Genomic DNA, 20,512 nt, shown 5'->3' on the forward strand with positions numbered 1-20,512 from the left:
ATGTCCTCTCCGTCTTCGGTTGATGAGCAACGGTTCCGCAAACTCCTGAGCCGCAACGTCAGTTTGCCGTTGGGCGTCGGCGTCATCAGCGCCGTTTTCTTTATTTCGTTGATCACTTATTTGTTGTCAGTCATCCAGTGGGTGGAGCACACCGACCGGGTGATCAATAACGCCAACGAAGCAGTGAAACTCACCGTGGACCTGGAAACGGGCATGCGCGGGTATCTGCTCAGCGGCGACGAGCATTTCCTCGACCCGTACGAGACGGCCAAGCCACGCATCGCCGTGGCACTCAGTACTTTGCTCGAATTGACCGCGGACAATCCGGCTCAGACCGATCGCCTGCGTCGTCTTCAAGCGCTGCAAATCGAGTGGGCGACTTATGCGCAATCGATGATCGATCTGCAGCGCACCAGCGGTGATTACAAGTCCGCGGTCAAAGCGGGGAAGGGCAAGCGCCTGACCGACGAAATACGTAAACAGTTCGAAGATGTGATTGAAACCGAACAGTTGCTGCGTGCCTCCCGCAACGAGGATGTGCGCCGTACAACGATCTGGAGCATCAGCCTTTATCTGCTGTTCGTGGCAGGCATCAGCGGGCTGCTGGCTTATGTGGGGCGGCGCGATCTGCTCAACCTGTCGCAAAGCTACGGTGCGACCCTCGCGGCGCAAGAAGCCAGTGCAAAACGTCTGGAACAGCAAGCCTGGCTGCGCAACGGCCAGACCCAGCTCGCCGAGCAAGTGCTGGGGCAACTGACGGTCAATCTGCTGGGGCGCAATATCCTGCAATTCTGCGCCCAGTACCTCGGCACCGCCGTGGCTGCGTTGTATGTGCGCGAGGAACATGGCGGCCTCAAACGCGTGGCGACTTACGGTTTCTCCCGCGAGCAGGAACAACAGGATCAATTGATCTACAGCGATGAAGGCATTGTCGGGCAGGTCGCCCAGCAAGCGCGGCTGATTCGACTTGATTCGGTGCCCTCCGATTATTTCAAGGTCAGTTCCGGCCTGGGCGAAGGCCTGCCGCACAGCGTGCTGGTGGTACCGACCAGCGATGACGACCGGGTCAATGGCGTGATCGAACTGGGTTTCCTGCGTCCGCTCACCGACCGTGACGTGGCGCTGCTGGAACTGATCGCCGGCAATATCGGCACGTCCATTGAAGCGGCGCGTTATCGCCAGCGCTTGCAGGAAGTGCTGGCCGAAACCCAGCAGCTCAACGAAGAGTTGCAGGTGCAGCAGGAAGAGCTGAAAACCGCCAACGAAGAGCTGGAAGAGCAGTCGCGGATTCTCAAGGAGTCCCAGGCACATCTGGAAACCCAGCAGGTCGAGCTGGAGCAGACCAACGAGCAACTGGCCGAACAGGCACAGATCCTGGCCGAGCAGCGCGACGCCATGGATCAGAAGAACAACGAGCTCAATCAGGCCCAGATGCAGCTCGAAGAGCGCGCCGAAGAGCTGCAGCGTTCGAGCAAGTACAAGTCCGAGTTCCTGGCCAACATGTCTCACGAGCTGCGCACGCCGCTGAACAGCTCGCTGATCCTGGCCAAGCTGCTGGCGGAAAACCCGCAGGAAAACCTCAGCGCCGAGCAGGTCAAGTTTGCCGAGTCGATCTATTCGGCCGGCAACGATCTGCTCAACCTGATCAACGACATTCTCGACATTTCCAAGGTGGAAGCCGGCAAACTCGAAGTGGTGCCGGAAAACACCAGCGTGGCACGTCTGGCCGATGGCTTGCGCAGCGTGTTCGAACCACTGGCGGCGGACAAGCAACTGACGTTCAGTGTCGAGTTGCAGCCTGATGCCCCGATCACCTTGTTCACCGACCGCCAGCGTCTGGAGCAGGTGATCAAGAACCTGCTGTCCAACGCGGTGAAGTTCACCGAACACGGTGCTGTCAGTCTGACCATTGCCGGCCAGCCGGACGACCGCATTGCCTTTATCGTGCGCGACTCCGGGATCGGCATCGCGGCGGATCAGCAGGAAAGCATCTTCGAGGCCTTCCGCCAGGCCGACGGCACCACCAATCGCAAATACGGCGGCACCGGGCTGGGCCTGTCGATTTCCCGGGATCTGGCGACCTTGCTCGGCGGTTCGATCAGCGTCAGCAGCGCGCCAGGACAGGGCAGCACTTTCACTCTGGTGCTGCCGCAGCAATACCGCGAGCCTGGCGACGCGCCTGTAGCACCGCTGACATTCAGTCCGCCAGCCGCTGCGGTCGTTGCGCCTGCGGTGGCGATTTCGCCGCTGGCTACTGTCGACATTCCGCGTTTCAACGATGACCGCAACAAGGCGCCGTTCAATACCCGCTGCATTCTGGTGGTGGAAGACGAGCCGAATTTCGCCCACATCCTCTATGACCTGGCCCATGAGCTGGGCTATCAGTGCCTGGTCGCCCACGGTGCCGATGAAGGGTATGACCTGGCGAAAGAGTTCGTACCGGACGCGATCCTGCTGGACATGCGTCTGCCGGACCACTCGGGCCTGACTGTTCTGCAGCGGCTGAAAGAACACGCCGGCACCCGACACATTCCGGTGCACGTGATTTCCGTGGAGGACCGCGTCGAAGCGGCGATGCACATGGGGGCCATCGGTTACGCCGTCAAGCCGACCACCCGCGAAGAACTCAAGGACGTGTTTGCGCGCCTTGAAGCCAAGCTGACGCAGAAGGTCAAACGCGTGCTGCTGGTCGAGGACGATGATCTGCAACGCGAAAGCATCGCCCGCCTGATCGGCGACGACGACATCGAAATCACCGCTGTAGGCCTGGCGCAGGACGCGTTGGAACTGCTGCGCACGACGGTTTTCGATTGCATGGTCATCGACCTGAAACTGCCGGACATGCTCGGCAACGACCTGCTCAAGCGCATGTCCACCGAGGACATCTGCTCGTTCCCGCCGGTCATTGTCTACACCGGACGCAACCTGACCCGCGACGAAGAAGCCGAACTGCGCAAGTATTCGCGCTCGATCATCATCAAGGGCGCCCGCTCGCCGGAGCGTCTGCTGGACGAGGTCACACTCTTTCTGCACAAAGTCGAATCGCAGTTGTCCCATGAACGGCAGAAGATGCTCAAGACCGCCCGCAGCCGCGACAAGGTCTTCGAGGGGCGCAAAGTGCTGCTGGTGGACGACGATGTACGCAACATCTTTGCCCTGACCAGTGCGCTGGAAACCAAGGGTGCCGTCGTGGTGATTGGCCGAAACGGTCGCGAAGCGATTGAAAAACTGAATGAAGTCGAGGACATCGACCTGGTGCTGATGGACGTGATGATGCCGGAAATGGATGGTTTTGAAGCCACCATGGAAATCCGCAAGGATCCGCGCTGGCGCAAGCTGCCGATCATCGCGGTGACGGCCAAGGCCATGAAGGACGATCAGGAGCGCTGCCTGCAGGCGGGCGCCAATGATTACCTGGCCAAGCCTATCGATCTGGATCGCCTGTTCTCGCTGATTCGCGTGTGGTTACCCAAGATGGAACGCATTTAGTGGAACGTAGTAATCCCGTTGAACGGAACAGTGAAATCGAACTGCGGCTGCTGATCGAGGCGATTTATCTCAAGTACAGCTACGACTTTCGCGATTACTCCGGCGCCTCGATCAAGCGTCGCGTGCAACACGCATTGAGCCAGTTCGAATGCGCGACCATCTCGGCCTTGCAGGAGAAAGTCCTGCACGACCCGACGGCGTTCATGCAGTTGCTGCAATTGCTGACGATCCCGGTCAGCGAGATGTTCCGCGATCCGTCGCACTTCCTCGCGATCCGCCAGGAGGTGGTGCCGCTGCTCAAGACCTATCCGTCGATCAAGATCTGGATCGCCGGCTGCAGCACGGGCGAGGAGGTCTACTCGATGGCAATTTTGCTGCGCGAGGAGGGGCTGCTCGATCGCACTATCATCTACGCCACCGACATCAACCCGCGCTCGCTGGAAAAGGCCAAGCAGGGGATCTTTTCGATGGAGAACGTGCGCGCCTACACCGCCAACTATCAGCAGGCCGGGGGGCAGCGCTCGTTCGCCGACTACTACACTGCAGCCTATGGCTATGCGATTTTCGACAAGAGCCTGTGCGAGAACGTGACGTTCGCCGATCACAGCCTGGCGACCGATAGTGTGTTCTCCGAAACTCAATTAATTTCATGTCGTAATGTATTGATTTACTTCAATAAAAAACTTCAGGATCGAGCGTTCGGATTGTTCCATGAATCGTTGTGTCATCGTGGATTCCTGGTATTGGGCAGCAAGGAAACTTTGGATTTTTCCGGCTACTCCAACCAGTTCGAACCGCTGGTGAAACAAGAACGGATCTACCGCAAATCATGAACAGCGCAGCGGATTTGCCTCGGATCGAGGCGATTGTGATCGGAGCTTCCGCCGGTGGCGTCGAGGCCTTGCTGACCCTGCTGGGCTCGCTGCGGGCCGGGTTTGGGCTACCGATCATCATCGTGCTGCACTTGCCGGAAGAACGTCGCAGCCAGCTCGCCGAGGTATTTTCCCGGCGAGTGGCGTTGCCAGTGACTGAAGCCATCGATAAACAGAACATCACGCCCGGCACCGTGTACTTCGCGACGCCGGGTTATCACTTGTCGGTAGAGCAGGACCTGAGCCTGTCGCTGAGCCTTGAAGACCGTCTGCATCATTCGCGGCCTTCGATCGATTTCCTCTTCGAATCCGCCGCCGATGCCTACGGGCCGGCGCTGGCCGGCGTGTTACTGACCGGCGCCAACCACGATGGCGCGCGGGGCCTGGCGCAAATCAAAAACCTGGGCGGGCTGACCATCGTGCAGGACCCGGACGAGGCGCAGGTCGCTACCATGCCTCGCGCGGCACTGAAAACGCATCAACCGGACTACATACTTCCCATACACGGCATCGGCCGTCTGCTTGTCGAGCTGGAACGAATCGCATGCTGAGTAATATCCAGGCAAAACTGCTGATCGTCGACGATCTGCCCGAGAACCTGCTGGCCCTCGAAGCGCTGATCAAACGCGAAGACCGCACCGTCTACAAGGCATTGTCGGCGGACGAAGCGCTGTCGCTGCTGCTGCAACACGAATTCGCCATGGCCATCCTCGATGTGCAGATGCCCGGCATGAACGGCTTCGAGCTGGCCGAGCTGATGCGTGGCACCGAGAAAACCAAGAACATCCCGATCATCTTCGTCAGCGCCGCCGGCCGTGAACTCAATTACGCGTTCAAGGGCTATGAAAGCGGTGCGGTGGACTTCCTGCACAAGCCGCTGGACATCCATGCGGTGAAGAGCAAGGTCAATGTATTCGTTGACCTGTACCGCCAGAGCAAGGCGATGAAGCAACAGGTCGAAGCGCTGGAGCAGAGTCGTCGCGAACAGGAAGCGCTGTTGCAGCAACTGCAAAGCACCCAGGGCGAGCTGGAGCAGGCGGTACGCATGCGGGACGATTTCATGTCGATCGTCGCCCATGAAGTGCGCACGCCGCTCAACGGCCTTATCCTCGAGACTCAACTGCGCAAGATGCACCTGGCCCGGGATAACGCCGCTGCGTTCACCCTCGACAAGATGCACGCCATGGTCGATCGCGACGAGCGCCAGATCAAAAGCCTGATCCGCCTGATCGAGGACATGCTCGACGTGTCGCGGATCCGCACCGGCAAGCTGTCGATCCGTCCGAATCGCTTCGATCTCGTGCAGTTGGTGGGCACTTTGCTGCAAAACTTTGCCCCGCAGATCGAGGCGGCGGAAACGACCGTTTCCTTCGAGGCCGACAGTCCTGTGGAGGGGTGTTGGGACGAGTTCCGTATCGAGCAGGTGATTTCCAACCTGCTGACCAATGCCTTGCGCTACGGCGGTAGAAGCCCGATCCAGGTACGCGTCTACCGCCAGGGCAATCAGGCGCGGGTCGAGGTTCAGGATCGCGGCATCGGTATCAGCGAGGAGAATCAGAAACGCATTTTTCAACAGTTCGAACGGGTCTCCGCCAAGACGGTGGTGGCCGGCCTGGGACTGGGTCTGTTCATTTCCGAGCAGATCGTCGCCGCCCATGGCGGCTCCATCGTCGTCGAAAGCAAGATCAACGAGGGCGCCCTGTTTCGCGTTTGTCTACCGCTCCAGGAAAACGGCAAAACAAACGCAACCTCTGAGTGACCGCACGGTCGTATCAGCAGCTATTGACCGAACAAAGGCTTCCCATGAGCGTAGATGCACAAGATGTAGTACTCGTCGTCGAGGACGAACCGGTGATCCTGATGGTGCTGACAGACTACCTGTCAGGACAGGGTTATCGCGTATTGCAGGCCGAAAACGGCGAGCAGGCGTTCGAGATTCTGGCGAGCAAGCCGCATCTGGACATGTTGATTACCGATTTCCGCTTGCCTGGCGGTATCTCCGGCGTGCAGATCGCCGAGCCCGCCGTCAAACTGCGCCCTGATCTGAAGGTGATCTTCATCAGCGGCTATCCGCAGGAAATCCGCGAGACCGGCAGCCCGATCACGCGTCGGGCACCGATCCTGGAAAAACCGTTCGATCTGGATGTGTTGCAGGAGAAGATTCAGGAACTGCTGGCCTGAGGCGTGAACCGCCTCAGCTCTTGATCATTTCCCGCACCTTCGCCGTCAACAGATCGAAGGTGAACGGCTTGGTGATCATCTGCATGCCCGGGTCGAGGAATCCGCCGCGGACGGCGGCGTGTTCAGAGTAACCGGTGATGAACAGAACCTTCAGCCCGGGTCGGTATTGCCGGCCGATTTCTGCCAGCTGCCGACCGTTCATGCCCGGCAGGCCGACGTCACTGATCAGCAGATCAATGCGCTGGGTAGAATTCAGGATAGGCACGGCACCGTCAGCGTCACTGGCCTCGACAAATCCATAACCCAGTTCACTCAATACCGCGCTGACCAGCACGCGCACGGCCGGGTCGTCTTCGACGATCAATACGGTTTCGCCTTCCACGGCGTCGGGGGCCTGCTCTGTGTGCGCCGGCGCGTGAGGCAATGATTGGCCCTGGAAGCGTGGCAGATAGAGTTTGACCGTGGTGCCTTCATCGATCTTGCTGTCGATCGAGACGTGACCACCGGATTGCTTGCTGAAACCGTAGATCATCGACAGGCCCAGGCCGGTGCCCTGACCGATCGGCTTGGTGGTAAAAAACGGGTCGAACGCGCGATTGATCACGCTTTCGGGCATGCCGCAGCCGTTGTCCATCACGCTCAATACGACGTAATCGCCGGGCTCCAGGTTGCTGTAAGCGGCGGTGAAGTCGCTTCCCAGCACCTGATTCCCTGTCTCGACCACCAGATTGCCGCCGTCGGGCATCGCGTCGCGTGCGTTGATCACCAGGTTGAGCAGGGCGCTTTCCAGCTGATTGGGGTCGGCCTCGGCGACCCACAATTGTTCGTGCAGGCGCATGTCCAGTTGAATGCTTTCGTTGAGGCTGCGCCGCAGCAGCTCGCTCATCGATTGCACCAGATCGTTCATTTTTACCGCTTTGGAATCCAGCGACTGACGTCGGGAGAACGCCAGCAGGCGATGGGTCAGGCCAGCGGCGCGGTTGGCCGAGGTCACACCGAGGTCGATCAGGCTGTCGAGATCGTCCAGCCGGCCACGGGCCAGCCGCCTGCGCAGCAGCTCGAGGCTGCCGATGATACCGGTCAGCATGTTGTTGAAGTCGTGGGCGATACCGCCGGTGAGCTGACCGACCGCTTCCATCTTCTGTGACTGACGCAGGGCTTCTTCGTTGTGCCGCAGTTGCGCCGTGCGTTCCTCGACTTGCTGCTCAAGGGTTTCGAGGGTTGATTGCAGGCGCCGTTCGCTTTCGCTCAGATCGATCAGTCGATCGCGGGCCTCGTATTGTCGTCGTCGCCCGCGCAGGGCAGTGGAGATCAGGCTGACCAAGGTCACCGGATGGAAAGGGCGCTCAAGAAACGTCACGTTACCCAACAACTTGCTGAGCTGTGAGGAGGGGCCCTGTCCTGATCCGCCGTGATGCGTCAGCAACACAATTGGAAGGTCTGACCATGCGGGTTGTTGATCCAGATATACCAGCAGGGATTCCAGCTCCGGGCCCCGCAGGGCCTCGGCGGCAATCACCAGCAGCCCGGCACCGTGTTCCAGTTCGGTACAAAGGGTTGCGAGGTCGGGGGTGATCAGACCGCCATATCCGGCCTCGTTGAGTATCATCAGCGCAACCTGGCTGTCGCGACCTAAGGGGGCGAGGATCAGTGCCCGCTCCGATAGCGGTACGGTGACAGTCACTAGTTGTCATCCTTAAGCAGCGGGTTGCTCGCGCCGAGGTAGGTGGGCACGCCGCGCAGCACGCCCTGGAAGGCATCCAGCGGTTCCCCGATGGTCATGCCGCTCTTGGAAATACGGTATTCGCGAATGGTTGATTCGTGGCTGCCAGTACGTTTCTTGATGATCGAAATTGCCCGGCGAACCTTGCCGAGCGCTTCGAAATAACGCAGCAGAATCACCGTGTCGGCGAGATAGGTAATGTCGACCGGGGCCTGCATGTCGCCAACCAGTCCATGCTGGGCGACGGTCATGAACGTGGCGGCGCCCTTGCGATTCAGGTACAGCAACAGTTCGTGCATATGCAGTACCAGCGCGTTTTCTTCCGGCATGGCCGCCTGATAGCCGTTGATACTGTCGATCACCACGGTCTTGATGTCACCTTCATCGACACAGCGTCGTACCCGGTGGGAGAACTCGCCGGGGGACAACTCGGCAGCGTCCACCTGTTCGATCAGCAGATTGCCGGTGGCCTGCAGGGCCTTGAGGTCGATGCCGATGTTGTTCATGCGTTCGAACAGCAAGCCCAGTTCTTCGTCGAAAATGAACAGGGCGGCCTTTTCACCACGGGCCACGGCCGCTGCCGCGAAAATCATGGTGATCAAGGATTTGCCTGTGCCCGCCGGCCCCAGAATCAGCGTGCTGGAACCGGCCTCGATACCGCCACCGAGCAGGGCGTCCATTTCCTTGATGCCGCTGGACAGTTGCAACCGTGGGTAATCGCCGCGGTGCTCCGCTGCCACCAGGCGAGGAAAGACGTGCACGCCATCGCCCATGATGGTGAAGTCATGGAAGCCGCCACGGTATTTCTGCCCACGGTACTTGATCACTCGCACCCTACGGCGCTCGGCGCCATAGTTAGGGGTCAGTTCTTCAAGGCGAATCACGCCGTGAGCGACACTGTGCACGGTTTTATCGAGGGATTCGGTAGTCAAGTCATCCAGCAGCAACACCGTGGCGTCGTAACGCACAAAGTAATGCTTGATCGCCAGAATCTGCCGGCGGTAGCGCAGGGAACTCTGTGCCAGCAGGCGGATTTCCGAGAGGCTGTCGAGCACGACCCGCGTGGGTTTGAAGCGCTCGACCACTTCAAAAATCTGTTTGGTCGCCTCGCCCAGTTCAAGGTCGGAGGAGTAGAGCAGGCTCTGATGATGCTCGGCGTTGAGCAGGCTTTCCGGGGGTGTCAGCTCGAAAATCTCGATGTTTTCGTTAAGTTCCCAGCCGTGGGACGCCGCGCCCTGACGCAATTCGCGCTCGGTTTCGGACAGCGTGATGTACAACGAACGTTCGCCAGCACGGGCACCGGCCAGCAGAAAATGCAACGCGACGGTGGTTTTACCGGTTCCAGGCTCGCCCTCCAGCAAGAAAACGTGACTGCGGGACAGGCCACCGGCCAGGATATCGTCCAGCCCTTCGATGCCGGTGGCGGCTTTTGCACTGATCAACGCGTTCGATGTAGACAAAAAATGCCCTCTCATGACTAGGGAAAACGAGGCAGCGGGCGCCGGACGCCGTTTCGCACTGCCTGAATACTTGACCCTTTGCCGAGACGACGGTTCCGAGTTTCTTGAGGGGCGTGTCGGGAAGACCGCTAGAGGCCTTGCTGCAACGAGGGATCGTCGGGGTTCATCTGTTCAAGCTGGGCCAACAGAATCTGTACGTTCTGCAACTGGCCGCTTTCTTTCCAGTAATTGATCAGCAGCACCCTGGCCTTGCGATCGGCAGGGTGACGCTGAACGATTTCCTGCAACTGTTTTTGCGCCGCTTCCAGTTCTTCGGCGCTGTGCAGGGTGGTAGCGAGGTCGTAACGGTAATCCTTGTTGTCAGGCTCCAGTTCCACGGCTTTGGACAAGCCGAGCAGGGCGTACTCGCGTTGATCGTGGTGCAGCAGCCAGAGCCCCAGGGCATGTTGCAGATAAGCCGAATCGGGCTGGGCCTTCAATTGTCTGGCGAGCAATTGTCGGGCGTCGTCGCTCTGGCCCTGACGGTCAAGCACTTCGATCTGCATCACCAGCGCCGGCAGGTTGCCGGGGTCGAGGCGCAGGGTGTGCTCCAGTGCATGCTGTGCCTGTTTCAGGTCGGCGTTATGCAGATACAGGCGCGCCAGTTGCAGGTAATTGGCGGCGCTTTGCGGCTGGCTCTTGAGCGCCTGTTCCCACACGTCGATTCCTTGCTGCAACGGCGCGAAATACAGGCCCAGTTGATCCGGTGACAAACCGAGCAGAGCGTTGATCGCAGCAAAGCGTACAGTCTGATCCTCATCGTCGAGCAATGGGCCCAGCAGCAGACTGCGCTGGCCGCCCGGCACCAGGCCGGTCACACTTTTGATTGCCGCCAGCCGCACTTCCGGTGCTTCGTTTTGCAGATCGGCGTCCGCCAGCTTCAGGGCCTGCGGGCTCGGATAGTTGGGCAGCTCCGCATGCAGCCAGACGCGCCGCTTGACCGACAGATCCGGACGCCCCAGTTGCTGGTACAGAACCCGCGCAGCACCCGGTTGGCCGGCACGGGCGGCGGCCAGCGCTTCGCTGTACCCATGCCTGATCGCTTCTGGCACCACGGGCGCGGTACTGCGCAATGACAGCCAGGCCACGAAAAGGATCAGCACAAGGCCGAGGCTGATGAGCAAATAGCGGCGAGACTGAGGCATGCGAATTTCCGAAACTTTCGTTTTGTAGCGGAGGTCGCAAGCTTCTGTCAGCTCGCGCCGTGAGTCAAACCCTCTGCCCGATATGACCTGCTACGGGCGTTGAATCGACCTACAGCATGTGTCGACCTTATTAGCCGTCATGCCTTCCATGCAGTGTCTACGCTTGCAGAAGTTGTTTCTACGAGGCTATCCATGCAATCCCTGCTCATTTATTTCAAGGCGGTGATCCAACCCAGCCAGGCCGTGCTGTTGTTTGGTTTGCGCACCATTGCCGCCGGATTGCTGACGTTGTATCTGGCGTTCCTGTTCGATCTGGATCAGCCCAAGTGGTCGATCATGGCCGTGGTGATCATCAGTCAGCCGCTGGCCGGGATGGCGCTCGCACGCAGCTTCGGGCAAATCATCGGGACGACCCTTGGCGCGGTGGTGGCAGTGGTGTTGATGGCGATTTTCCCTCAGGCGCCGTTGCCGTTCATCACGACCCTGGCGTTGTGGCTGGCCCTGTGCACGGCCGGCGGCACGTTGCTGCGCTACACCAGTTCCCAGGCGTTCGTGCTCAGCGGGTATACCGCCGTCGTGGTGGCGCTGCTGGCGATTCCAGATCAGGACGGCACTTTTCTGCTGGCGGTGACCCGGGTCACCGAGACCTTGCTGGCGGTGGCGTGCGTGTGCGTGGTCAGCCTGTTGACGGCGCGGCCCGAGGCGGTGTCGCGCAACTATTTCGCGAAAGTCGATCAGGTGATCAGACTGGTCGCCACCCATTCGGCCGCCGTGTTGCGCACCGAAGAAAGCGAAGCGGACTTTCAGCGCCGGCAAATGCAGTTGTTGGGGGAAATCAGCGCCCTTGAGGGCCTGCGCCGGCATTTGTATTTCGACGCCCCACGCCTGCGCAGTGCTAACAATCTGGTGCTCTTGTTGGGTAATCAATTGATGCTGCTGACCTCGCGCCTGACCGCGTTGCGTCACCAGCGGGAACTGCTCACCGAGCGTTGGGAGGGCGATCTGCCGCTGGAGATCCAGCAATTGCGCGCAGAAGAACTGGCCCTGCTGGACCAGCTCGCGCAGCAAGGGCGCTCATTGCCGGCCGAGGTGCGGCACCGGTTCGTCGCGCTGCAACAGCAGTTCGAAGGGCTCGCCTACAAGGCCGAACAACTGACGGAAGACATGAGTGCAACCCTGCGTTCGCTGGCGTGGGCATTGCGCTGGGAACAGGCGCGGCTGTTACAGCAGCTGGAGCAGATTCTCGAACTGAGCGATGCGATACAGGAAGGGCGCGAGGCCAGTTGCATGTTCCGCGGCCAGTCCAGCCCCTTGCACCTGGATTTCACCCTCGCGACGATGAACGCCATTCGCGCCTTCAGCGCACTGCTGGTGGCCGGGCTGATCTGGATCGAAACCGCTTGGGACGGTGCGCGCGGTGGAATGATTCTGGTGGGCATCCTGTGTTCGTTGATGGCGACGTTTCCACGCCCGCTGATTGCCGCGCAGAGTTACGCCCGAGGATTGGGACTGGCCTTGGTCGTCTCGGCGTTCTATCAGTTCATGCTGGTTCCGGCGATCAGTGATTTCGAAATGCTGGCCTTGCTGCTTGCGCCTTTGCTGTATGTGATCGCAGTCGGGCTGGCCAGCCCGGCCACCGCTGGTATCGGTATGGGCCTGGGGTTGTCGAGTTTCCTGATGCTCGGTCCGCAGAACGTCGGCACCGGGCAGAACACCGCCATTCAATGGTTCGAATTTGCCGGGGCCTACGTCAGCGCGGCAATGCTGGCTCTGATCGTCTATGCCTGGATCTTTCCGTTCCGCCCCGTGCTGAGAATTCGGCGCTTCTACAATGAGGCACGGGAGCAGGTCTACCAACTGACCAAGAGCCCGGCCACCGACGAACAGCAATTTGCCTTCGAAAGTCGCATGGTTGATCGCCTGACCTCGATGCTGGGCGTGTTGCCGGCCGCCAACGATCGGGACATGCAGCGCCTGTATGAAATCAGTCTCGCCTGTGTAGCGCTGGGTGTGGCCATGCACCAGCTCAGGCAACAGGCACAGAACAACGCCTTGCTCACGGACGCTTTCGGTCGGCAGCTGTCGACGGCATTGCATCAGACCGGTCGTTTCGTCGCCGGCCGACCGGACGTGCGCCTGACACCGTTGCTGACGACGCTGCATGCGCTTGGCGATGAATTGGATGCCTTGCATGTCGCCACCCATCAACACTTGTGGTCAGTGTTTCGCATGCGTGTGGCCTTGTTGATCGTGGTGTCGTTTCTGGAACGACATGGCGAGCATTTGCAGCCCGACCGTCCTGAAGGAGAGCCCGTCCTTGCCCATTGATTTCGAGATCGGCGGCGTTTACCTGCCTCCCATCGCTCAGGCCCTGTTGCTGGCCATACCGGTTTTTCTGCTGCTCGACTGGGGATTGCGCCGACTCGGCGTCCTGCGTTTTGTCTGGCACGAGGCACTGTTCGAAGGCGCCTTGTATGCCTGTGTGTGCGCTGCACTGATTCTGCTGATGGGAGCCTGAAACCTTGAAGACGTTGCTCACTCGATTGACGACATTGGCGGTGGTGCTGCTGGCAGTCGTGCTTGGCTGGTTTGCCTGGGAACATTACACCCGGGCCCCGTGGACGCGAGATGCGCGGGTGAGGGCGGATGTGGTGACGCTCTCGGCGGATGTCTCGGGCCGCATCGTTTCGCTGGCGGTGCAGGATAATCAGCATGTCGACAAGGGCCAGTTGTTGCTGGAAATCGACCCCGCTCGCTACAGCCTGGCTGTCGAGCATGCAAAACGCTCGGTGGAGGTCGCGAGGGCCACGCTCGGTCAGTCGCAAGCGGCCATTGTCGCCAGCGAAGCGTTGCTCAAACAGCGCCAGAGCGAAGAGCGTCGGCGACGTACGCTCAAACAAGGTTTCGCGATTTCCGGGGAAGAGTGGGAGAAGTCCAGCACCGATGTGGCGGTGGCCCAGGCCGATCTGTTACGCAATCAGGCCAATCTCGGTCTCGCCGAAGCGAACGTGCAACTGGCGATTGCCGCATTGACCCAGGCGGAACTGGATCTGCAACGTACCCGCGTCGAAGCACCGGTCAGTGGTTATGTCACCAATCTGCTGACCCGTCAGGGGGACTACGCGGTAGCGGGTGGCCCCCTGCTGGCGTTGGTGGACAGCGGCTCCTTTTATGTCAGCGGCTATTTCGAGGAAACCAAGTTGCCACGGATCGAGGAGGGTGACCGGGTGCGGATCGAATTGATGAGCGGGGAAAAATTTGGCGGCACCGTACAAAGCATCGCCTTCGCCATTGCTGACCGGGAAAATGCGCCGGGCAGTCGATTGCTGGCCAACATCAACCCCAGTTACACCTGGGTGAAACTGGCGCAACGGGTACCGGTGCGGATCGGCATCGATCCCGATTATGCAGGCAAGGATCGGCTGAGAGCCGGCACCACCGCGACAGTTACGGTGCTGGAAAACCAGGAACGTCAGGAACAAAAAAGCCCCGCGACCGAATGATACGCGGGGCAAAGAATTTGGTTGGTTGCGGCCAACCAAAGGAGCTCTTTAAAAAACTGTTACTTGCTGGCGACCGTCTCTGGCTGCCAGCCACCGCCGAGGGCCTTGTAGATCGCGACGATGCCGCGATACAGATCCACTTCGGCCTGGGCCTGGCTGTCTTCAGCGTTCAAACGTTCGCGCTGGGCGTCGAGCAACACCAGGAAGTCGGTAGTGCCTTCGCGGTAGCGGATTTCAGCCAGATCGGCAGCCTTGCGGCTTGATTCGCTCTGACGGATCAGCGAAATCAGGCGTTGCTGACGTTTGCCGTAATCACTGAAGGCGTTTTCCGACTCTTCCAGCGCCAGCAATACTTGCTGCTCATAGTTCGCCAGTGCCCCATCGGCATCGGCATCGGCGCCGCGCAGACGGGCCCGCACGCTGCCAAGGTCAAACGCCGCCCAGGTGATGCTCGGGCCCAACGCCCAAGCGTTGGCCGCCGAGGAACCGATCTGCGAACCACGCCCGGCTGTCCAGCCGAGGAAGCCGCTGAGGCTGACCCGGGGAAACAGGTCGGCCTTGGCCACACCGATACGCGCCGTGGCCGAAGCCAGTTTGCGTTCGGCGCTGAGGATGTCCGGACGCCGTTGCAGCAGTTCGCCCGGATCCCCGATCGGCAAGGCCTTGGCAATCGCCGGCAAGTCTTTCGGACTCAGGTCGACAGTCAGTTTGTCCGGGCGCTCACCCAGCAGGGTGGCGATGCGGTTTTTCTGCCGTGCCTGCTCTGCCTGTAACTGCGGCACGCTGGCTTCGACCGACGCCAGACGAGCATCGGCCCGCTCCACATCGAGTTGATCGCCCACGCCGGCGTCACGCAGACTGATGGTGATCTTGCGCGATTCCTGCTGGTTGTTCAGGTTGGCCAGCGCGATCTTTTCCCGCAGCTGAGCACCGCGCAGTTGACCGTAAGCGTCCACCAGTTCGGCAATCATGGTGACTTGCAGTTGGTACAGATCGGCTTCAGCGGCTTGCTGGTCGGCGTCGCTGGCTTCCAGATTGCGCTGGATGCGTCCGAACAGGTCCAGCTCCCAGGCCATGTCCAGACCCAGGTCATAGCGCTCGCTGTTGACCCGGTTGGTGGTCTGGCCGGGGATCTGTCCCTTGGCCAGGTCACTGCTGGCGCGGCTGGTGATGGTCGGCATCGCATCATTGCTGGCGTCGTCACGGATCGCCCGGGCGGCTTTCCAGCGGGCGAACGCCACGCGCAGTTCACGGTTGCCTTGCAGCGATTGAGTCACCAACTGGTTGAGGGTCGGATCGTCGAACTGCTGCCACCAGATGCCTTCGAATTTCGAACGGTCGAAGTTCTTCTGGCCGGCGGCGCCGTCGGTGGCGGACGTGATGTTCGCCGCCTCCGTCGTCGGGGTCTTGTAGTCAGGGCCGACGGCGCAGGCACTCAGGGCCAGCACCAGCAGGCTCGGCAGGAAGACTTTCAGACTCATTGATGCGCCTCCAGTGGCTTTTGAAGAGTGTGCGCCTTGGCCGCTTTGCGCGCTTCACCGCGCTCCACGAAGTTGCGGATCAGCACATAGAACACGGGGGTCAACAGCAGACCGAAGAAGGTTACGCCGAGCATCCCGGAGAACACCGCCACACCCATGGCATGACGCATCTCGGCACCGGCACCGCTGGAGAACACCAGTGGCACCACCCCCATGATGAACGCGAACGAGGTCATCAGGATCGGCCGCAGACGCAGACGACAGGCTTCCAGTACGGCGGCCAGCGGATCGAGGCCTTCTTCCTGCTTATCCTTGGCGAACTCGACAATCAGAATCGCGTTCTTGCACGCCAGGCCCACCAGTACGATCAGACCGATCTGGGTGAAGATGTTGTTGTCGCCGCCAGAGATGATCACACCGGTGATGGCCGACAGCAGGGTCATCGGTACGATCAGGATCACCGCCAGTGGCAGGCTCCAGCTTTCGTATTGAGCCGCAAGCACCAGGAACGCCAGCAATACGCAGAGCGGGAACACGAACAGCGCAGTGTTCCCGGACAGAATCTGCTGGTAGGTCAGGTCCGTCCACTCGTAGGTCATGCCGTTCGGAAGTTCATCCTTGAGCAGTTTCTCGATGGCTTTTTCGGCCTGTCCGGAGCTGTAGCCCGGGGCTGCCGCACCGTTGATTTCAGCAGTGATGAAGCCGTTGTAGTGCATCACGCGATCCGGGCCCGAGGTGTCGCTGACCTTGATGAAGGTCGCCAGCGGGATCATTTCGCCTTTGTTGTTGCGTACCTTCAGCTGGCCGATCTGGTCGGATTCGAGGCGGAACTGTTGCTCGGCCTGAACGTTGACCTGATAGGTGCGCCCGAAGCGGTTGAAGTCGTTGGCATACAGCGAACCCAGGTAGATCTGCAGGGTGTCGAAGATGTCGCTGATGGCCACGCCGTGGGTCTTGGCTTTTTCCCGGTCGATGGCGGCATCGACCTGCGGCACGTTCACGGTGTAGCTGGTGAACAGGTTGGCCAGTTCCGGAACGTTATGGCTCTTGGCAATAATGTTCATGGTTTCTTTGTACAGCTCTTCGTAGCCCAGGTTGCCCCGGTCTTCGATCTGCAGGCGGAAACCTCCGATGGTACCCAGCCCCTGTACCGGCGGCGGCGGGAAGATTGCCATGTAGGCTTCCTGAATCCCGGCGTACTGGCCGTTCAAGGCACCGGCAATCGCACCGGCGGACATGCTTGGGTCCTTACGCTCGTCGAACGGTTTCAGGGTCACGAACACGATGCCGGCGTTCGGGCTGTTGGTGAAGCCGTTGATCGACAGGCCCGGGAACGCTACGGCACTTTCCACGCCCGGCTGTTTCAGTGCCAGGTCGGACATGCGCTTGATCACGTCTTCGGTACGATCCAGGCTCGCGGCGTCCGGCAGTTGTGCGAAGGCCACCAGGTATTGCTTGTCCTGGCCGGGTACGAAACCGGTCGGCGTGCTGGAGAAACCGAAGAAGGTCAGCACCATCAGGCCTGCATACAGGAAGAGGGCGATGCCGCTGCCACGGATGACCCGGCGCACGGTACCGACGTAGCCATGACTGGCGCGGTCGAAGAAACGGTTGAACGGACGGAACAGCCAGCCACCGAAGATATTGTCCAGCACTCGCGAGAAACGGTCTTTCGGCGCATCGTGGCCTTTGAGCAATACGGCCGCCAGCGCTGGCGACAGGGTCAGCGAGTTGAAGGCCGAGATCACGGTCGAGATCGCGATGGTCAGTGCGAACTGCTTGTAGAACTGACCGGTCAGGCCCGAGATGAACGCCGCCGGTACGAACACCGCACACAACACCAGCGCCGTTGCAATGATCGGGCCCGTCACTTCGCCCATGGCCTTCTTGGTCGCGTCGAAGGGGTTGAGCCCCAGTTCAATGTTCCGCTCGACGTTCTCCACCACCACGATGGCGTCGTCCACCACGATACCGATCGCCAGTACCAGGCCGAACAACGACAGGGCGTTTAGCGAGAAACCGAACAGGTGCATTACCGCAAACGTACCGATCAACGATACCGGCACCGCCACCAATGGAATGATCGAGGCGCGCCAGGTCTGCAGGAACAGGATCACCACCAGAACCACGAGAATCAGTGCTTCGAAGAGGGTGTGAACCACCGCCTCGATAGAGCCGCGCACAAAGATTGTCGGGTCATAGACGATGCTGTAGTCCATGCCTTGCGGGAAGCTTTTCTTCAGTTCTTCCATCTTGCCGCGAACTTCGTTCGAGATTTCGATGGCGTTGGAGCCGGGACGCTGGAAGATCGGGATCGCTACGGCTGGCTGGTTGTTCAGCAACGAACGCAGGGCGTATTGGCTGGATCCCAGTTCGACGCGGGCGATGTCCTTCAGGCGAGTGATTTCACCATTGTCGCCGGCGCGAATGACGATGTTCTCGAACTCTTCCTCGGAGACCAGGCGGCCCTGAGTGTTGATCGACAGCTGGAAGCTTTGCGCCGTCGGAGCAGGCGGAGCACCCAGTTGACCGGCGGCCACCTGACGGTTCTGTTCGCGAATGGCGGTCACTACATCCGTCGCGGTCAGATTGCGCGAAGCGGTCTTGTTCGGGTCGAGCCATACCCGCAGCGAGTAGTCGCCCATGCCGAACAGTTGCACGTCACCGACCCCACCGAGGCGAGCGAGCTCATCCTTGATGTTGAGGATCGCGTAGTTGGACAGGTACAGCATGTCGTAGCGTTTGTCCGGCGAGGTCAAGTGCACAACCATGGTCAGGTCGGGCGAGGCCTTGTCGACGGTGATACCGATGCGCGTCACTTCCTCGGGAAGTTTCGGCTCGGTTCGGGTCACACGGTTCTGTACCTGCACCTGCGCGTTGTCCAGGTCGGTGCCCAGGGCGAAGGTGATGGTCAGGGTGATCTTGCCGTCAGCGGTGGACTGCGAGGACATGTACAGCATGTTCTCGACGCCGGTGATGGCCTGCTCCAGCGGAGCCGCCACGGTTTCACCGATGACTTTTGGGTTGGCGCCCGGGAAGTTGGCACGCACCACCACGGTCGGTGGCACGACTTCCGGGTATTCGCTGATCGGCAACTGGAACAGCGAAATCGCACCGGCGATCAGGATCAACAGCGAAAGCACCGCTGCGAAGATCGGCCGTGAAATGAAGAATTGGGAAAAATTCATCGGAGTTGTCGTCCCTTAACCACGTGGGGTCGCAGCAGCCAGTTTCACAACCGAACCCGACGCGCCTTTGGCAGGTGCGACTTTAGGCAGGTTGCTGGCTTCCAGCGCTTGTCGTTGTTGAGCGAGAGCGGCAAGGGTTTGCTCGCTGGCCATCGGGATCACTTCAGGCGAAACCGGGGAGCCAGGACGAACCCGTTGCAGACCCTTGACGATGATCGTGTCGTCCTTGTTCAGGCCGCTGCGCACGATGCGCAGGCCTTCGATCTTCGGACCGAGCTCGACGGCGCGGTAGGCGGTCTTGTTGTCGCCGTCCATCACCAGTACGAACTTCTTGCCGAGGTCGGTACCGACCGCTTCATCATTGATCAACATGGCGTTGTAGGTGCCGCTGCCGACCAGTTTCAGGCGTGCATACAGACCCGGGGTGTAGGTGCCATCGCTGTTGTCGAACACGGCGCGACCACGGATGGTGCCGGTCTTCGGGTTGACCTGGTTGTCGACGAAGTTCATCTGGCCCAGGTGCGGGTTGCCGTCTTCATTGGACAGGCCCATGTACACCGGAGTGGTGGCGCCGCGCTGACCCTGACGGGCGAGCTGGGTGTATTTGAGGAACACACGTTCATCCGCGTCGAAGTAGGCGTAGACCTTGTCGGTGGATACAACGCTGGTCAGCGGGGTGGTGTCGGCAGTCACCAGGTTACCGGCGGTGATCTCGGCGCGGCTGACGCGGCCGCTGATGGGCGCAGTGACGCGGGTGAAACTCAGGTTGAGTTTGGCCAGATCCAGTTGCGCTTGCAGCGCGCCGACAGCGGCGCGTGCTTCCTGTGCAGCGCTGGTGCGCGAATCAGCCAGCTCAGCGGAAATGGCGTTGCTGGCACGCAGACGTTCGCCACGGCCGGCTTCGTTTTCACTGCGGGTGGCGTTGGCACGGGCCTGGGCAACCAAAGCTTCGAGGCGGCGGACCTCAGCCTGGAACGGACGGGGGTCGATCTGGAACAGCAGGTCGCCTTTCTTGACCAGTGCACCTTCGGTGAAGGCGACGTCGTCGATCTGGCCGGAGACCCGCGGACGGATTTCAACGGTTTCCGGCGCCTCCAGGCGCCCGGTGAATTCGTCCCACTCGTTGACCGGTTGTTCCAGCACCTTGGCCACGCTGACTTTGGCAGCAGGCATGGCCGCAGCGGTTTCCGGAGTCTTGCCACAGGCGCTCATCACCAGTACGGCCAACATAGCCAACGGGAAGCGCAAATGTTTGAGTGATTGTTCCATGGATGCATCCGCCAATGTATTGAAGATGGGCGGATGATGCTCGGCGGGTTAGTAGCAAACGAATCGAATGACACGAAGGTAACTATCATTCGGAATGATATAAGCCCGAGTGAAGCCCTCTAGCATGCGCCTTTCGTTAGGGGGCTATCAATTGGTTTCAGA

Annotated in this window: 14 protein-coding genes; 8 read left to right on the plus strand and 6 right to left on the minus strand. The window is 60.2% G+C overall.

Annotated elements, in window-relative coordinates:
* Genes L6D81_RS07625 through L6D81_RS07645 form a run of 5 tightly spaced genes read left to right on the plus strand, consistent with a single transcriptional unit; the run spans position 1 to position 6,542 of the window.
* Positions 1-3,489 carry a response regulator gene (locus L6D81_RS07625; RefSeq protein ID WP_236178547.1) on the plus strand — a complete coding sequence of 1,163 codons (3,489 nt, stop codon included), beginning with the start codon at positions 1-3 and terminating at the stop codon, positions 3,487-3,489.
* Positions 3,489-4,322 (plus strand): CheR family methyltransferase, encoded by an 834-nt coding sequence (locus L6D81_RS07630; protein WP_011334061.1) that lies wholly within the window; start codon positions 3,489-3,491, stop codon positions 4,320-4,322. Before L6D81_RS07625 ends, L6D81_RS07630 begins: the two co-directional genes overlap by 1 nt.
* Positions 4,319-4,912 carry a chemotaxis protein CheB gene (locus tag L6D81_RS07635; protein WP_236178548.1) on the plus strand — a complete coding sequence of 198 codons (594 nt, stop codon included), beginning with the start codon at positions 4,319-4,321 and terminating at the stop codon, positions 4,910-4,912. The genes L6D81_RS07630 and L6D81_RS07635 overlap by 4 nt, the downstream gene beginning before the upstream one ends.
* Positions 4,906-6,120, plus strand: coding sequence for a hybrid sensor histidine kinase/response regulator (locus L6D81_RS07640; RefSeq protein WP_236178549.1), 1,215 nt, complete (start codon positions 4,906-4,908; stop codon positions 6,118-6,120). Before L6D81_RS07635 ends, L6D81_RS07640 begins: the two co-directional genes overlap by 7 nt.
* Positions 6,121-6,164: 44 nt before the next feature.
* Complete coding sequence (locus tag L6D81_RS07645; RefSeq protein WP_007954537.1) at positions 6,165-6,542, plus strand: response regulator; 378 nt, start codon at positions 6,165-6,167, stop codon at positions 6,540-6,542.
* Positions 6,543-6,555: 13 nt separating this feature from the next.
* Here the strand turns inward: L6D81_RS07645 and L6D81_RS07650 are convergent, their stop codons facing one another.
* The 3 genes from L6D81_RS07650 to L6D81_RS07660 all read right to left on the minus strand — a co-directional run bounded on the left by L6D81_RS07650 (position 6,556) and on the right by L6D81_RS07660 (position 10,909).
* A complete protein-coding gene (locus L6D81_RS07650) occupies positions 6,556-8,226 on the minus strand; it encodes an ATP-binding protein (RefSeq protein ID WP_236178550.1) in 1,671 nt (556 codons plus the stop codon).
* On the minus strand, positions 8,226-9,725 hold the full coding sequence (locus L6D81_RS07655; RefSeq protein WP_236178551.1) for an ATPase domain-containing protein: 1,500 nt from the start codon (positions 9,723-9,725) through the stop codon (positions 8,226-8,228). Before L6D81_RS07655 ends, L6D81_RS07650 begins: the two co-directional genes overlap by 1 nt.
* A gap of 128 nt (positions 9,726-9,853) precedes the next feature.
* Complete coding sequence (locus L6D81_RS07660) at positions 9,854-10,909, minus strand: tetratricopeptide repeat protein (protein WP_236178552.1); 1,056 nt, start codon at positions 10,907-10,909, stop codon at positions 9,854-9,856.
* A gap of 192 nt (positions 10,910-11,101) precedes the next feature.
* On the opposite strand from L6D81_RS07660, the gene L6D81_RS07665 reads away from it, so the two are divergent.
* The 3 genes from L6D81_RS07665 to L6D81_RS07675 are packed head-to-tail and all read left to right on the plus strand — an operon-like array spanning position 11,102 to position 14,412.
* Positions 11,102-13,237, plus strand: coding sequence for an FUSC family protein (locus L6D81_RS07665; RefSeq protein ID WP_236178553.1), 2,136 nt, complete (start codon positions 11,102-11,104; stop codon positions 13,235-13,237).
* Positions 13,227-13,427, plus strand: a complete 201-nt coding sequence (locus L6D81_RS07670; RefSeq protein WP_039768281.1) for a DUF1656 domain-containing protein — start codon at positions 13,227-13,229, stop codon at positions 13,425-13,427. The genes L6D81_RS07665 and L6D81_RS07670 overlap by 11 nt, the downstream gene beginning before the upstream one ends.
* Positions 13,428-13,431: 4 nt before the next feature.
* Positions 13,432-14,412, plus strand: a complete 981-nt coding sequence (locus L6D81_RS07675; protein WP_236178554.1) for an HlyD family secretion protein — start codon at positions 13,432-13,434, stop codon at positions 14,410-14,412.
* A 59-nt stretch (positions 14,413-14,471) separates the two neighbouring features.
* Here L6D81_RS07675 and L6D81_RS07680 read toward each other — a convergent pair whose 3' ends face one another.
* The 3 genes from L6D81_RS07680 to mexE are packed head-to-tail and all read right to left on the minus strand — an operon-like array spanning position 14,472 to position 20,350.
* Positions 14,472-15,893 (minus strand): efflux transporter outer membrane subunit, encoded by a 1,422-nt coding sequence (locus L6D81_RS07680; protein ID WP_236178555.1) that lies wholly within the window; start codon positions 15,891-15,893, stop codon positions 14,472-14,474.
* Positions 15,890-19,081 carry an efflux RND transporter permease subunit gene (locus L6D81_RS07685; RefSeq protein ID WP_236178556.1) on the minus strand — a complete coding sequence of 1,064 codons (3,192 nt, stop codon included), beginning with the start codon at positions 19,079-19,081 and terminating at the stop codon, positions 15,890-15,892. Before L6D81_RS07685 ends, L6D81_RS07680 begins: the two co-directional genes overlap by 4 nt.
* Before the next feature lie 15 nt (positions 19,082-19,096).
* On the minus strand, positions 19,097-20,350 hold the full coding sequence (gene mexE, locus L6D81_RS07690; protein ID WP_236178557.1) for a multidrug efflux RND transporter periplasmic adaptor subunit MexE: 1,254 nt from the start codon (positions 20,348-20,350) through the stop codon (positions 19,097-19,099).
* Positions 20,351-20,512: the final 162 nt, after the last annotated feature.

This window comes from Pseudomonas sputi, from assembly GCF_021603585.1.
GTDB classification, from domain to species: Bacteria; Pseudomonadota; Gammaproteobacteria; order Pseudomonadales; family Pseudomonadaceae; genus Aquipseudomonas; species Aquipseudomonas sputi.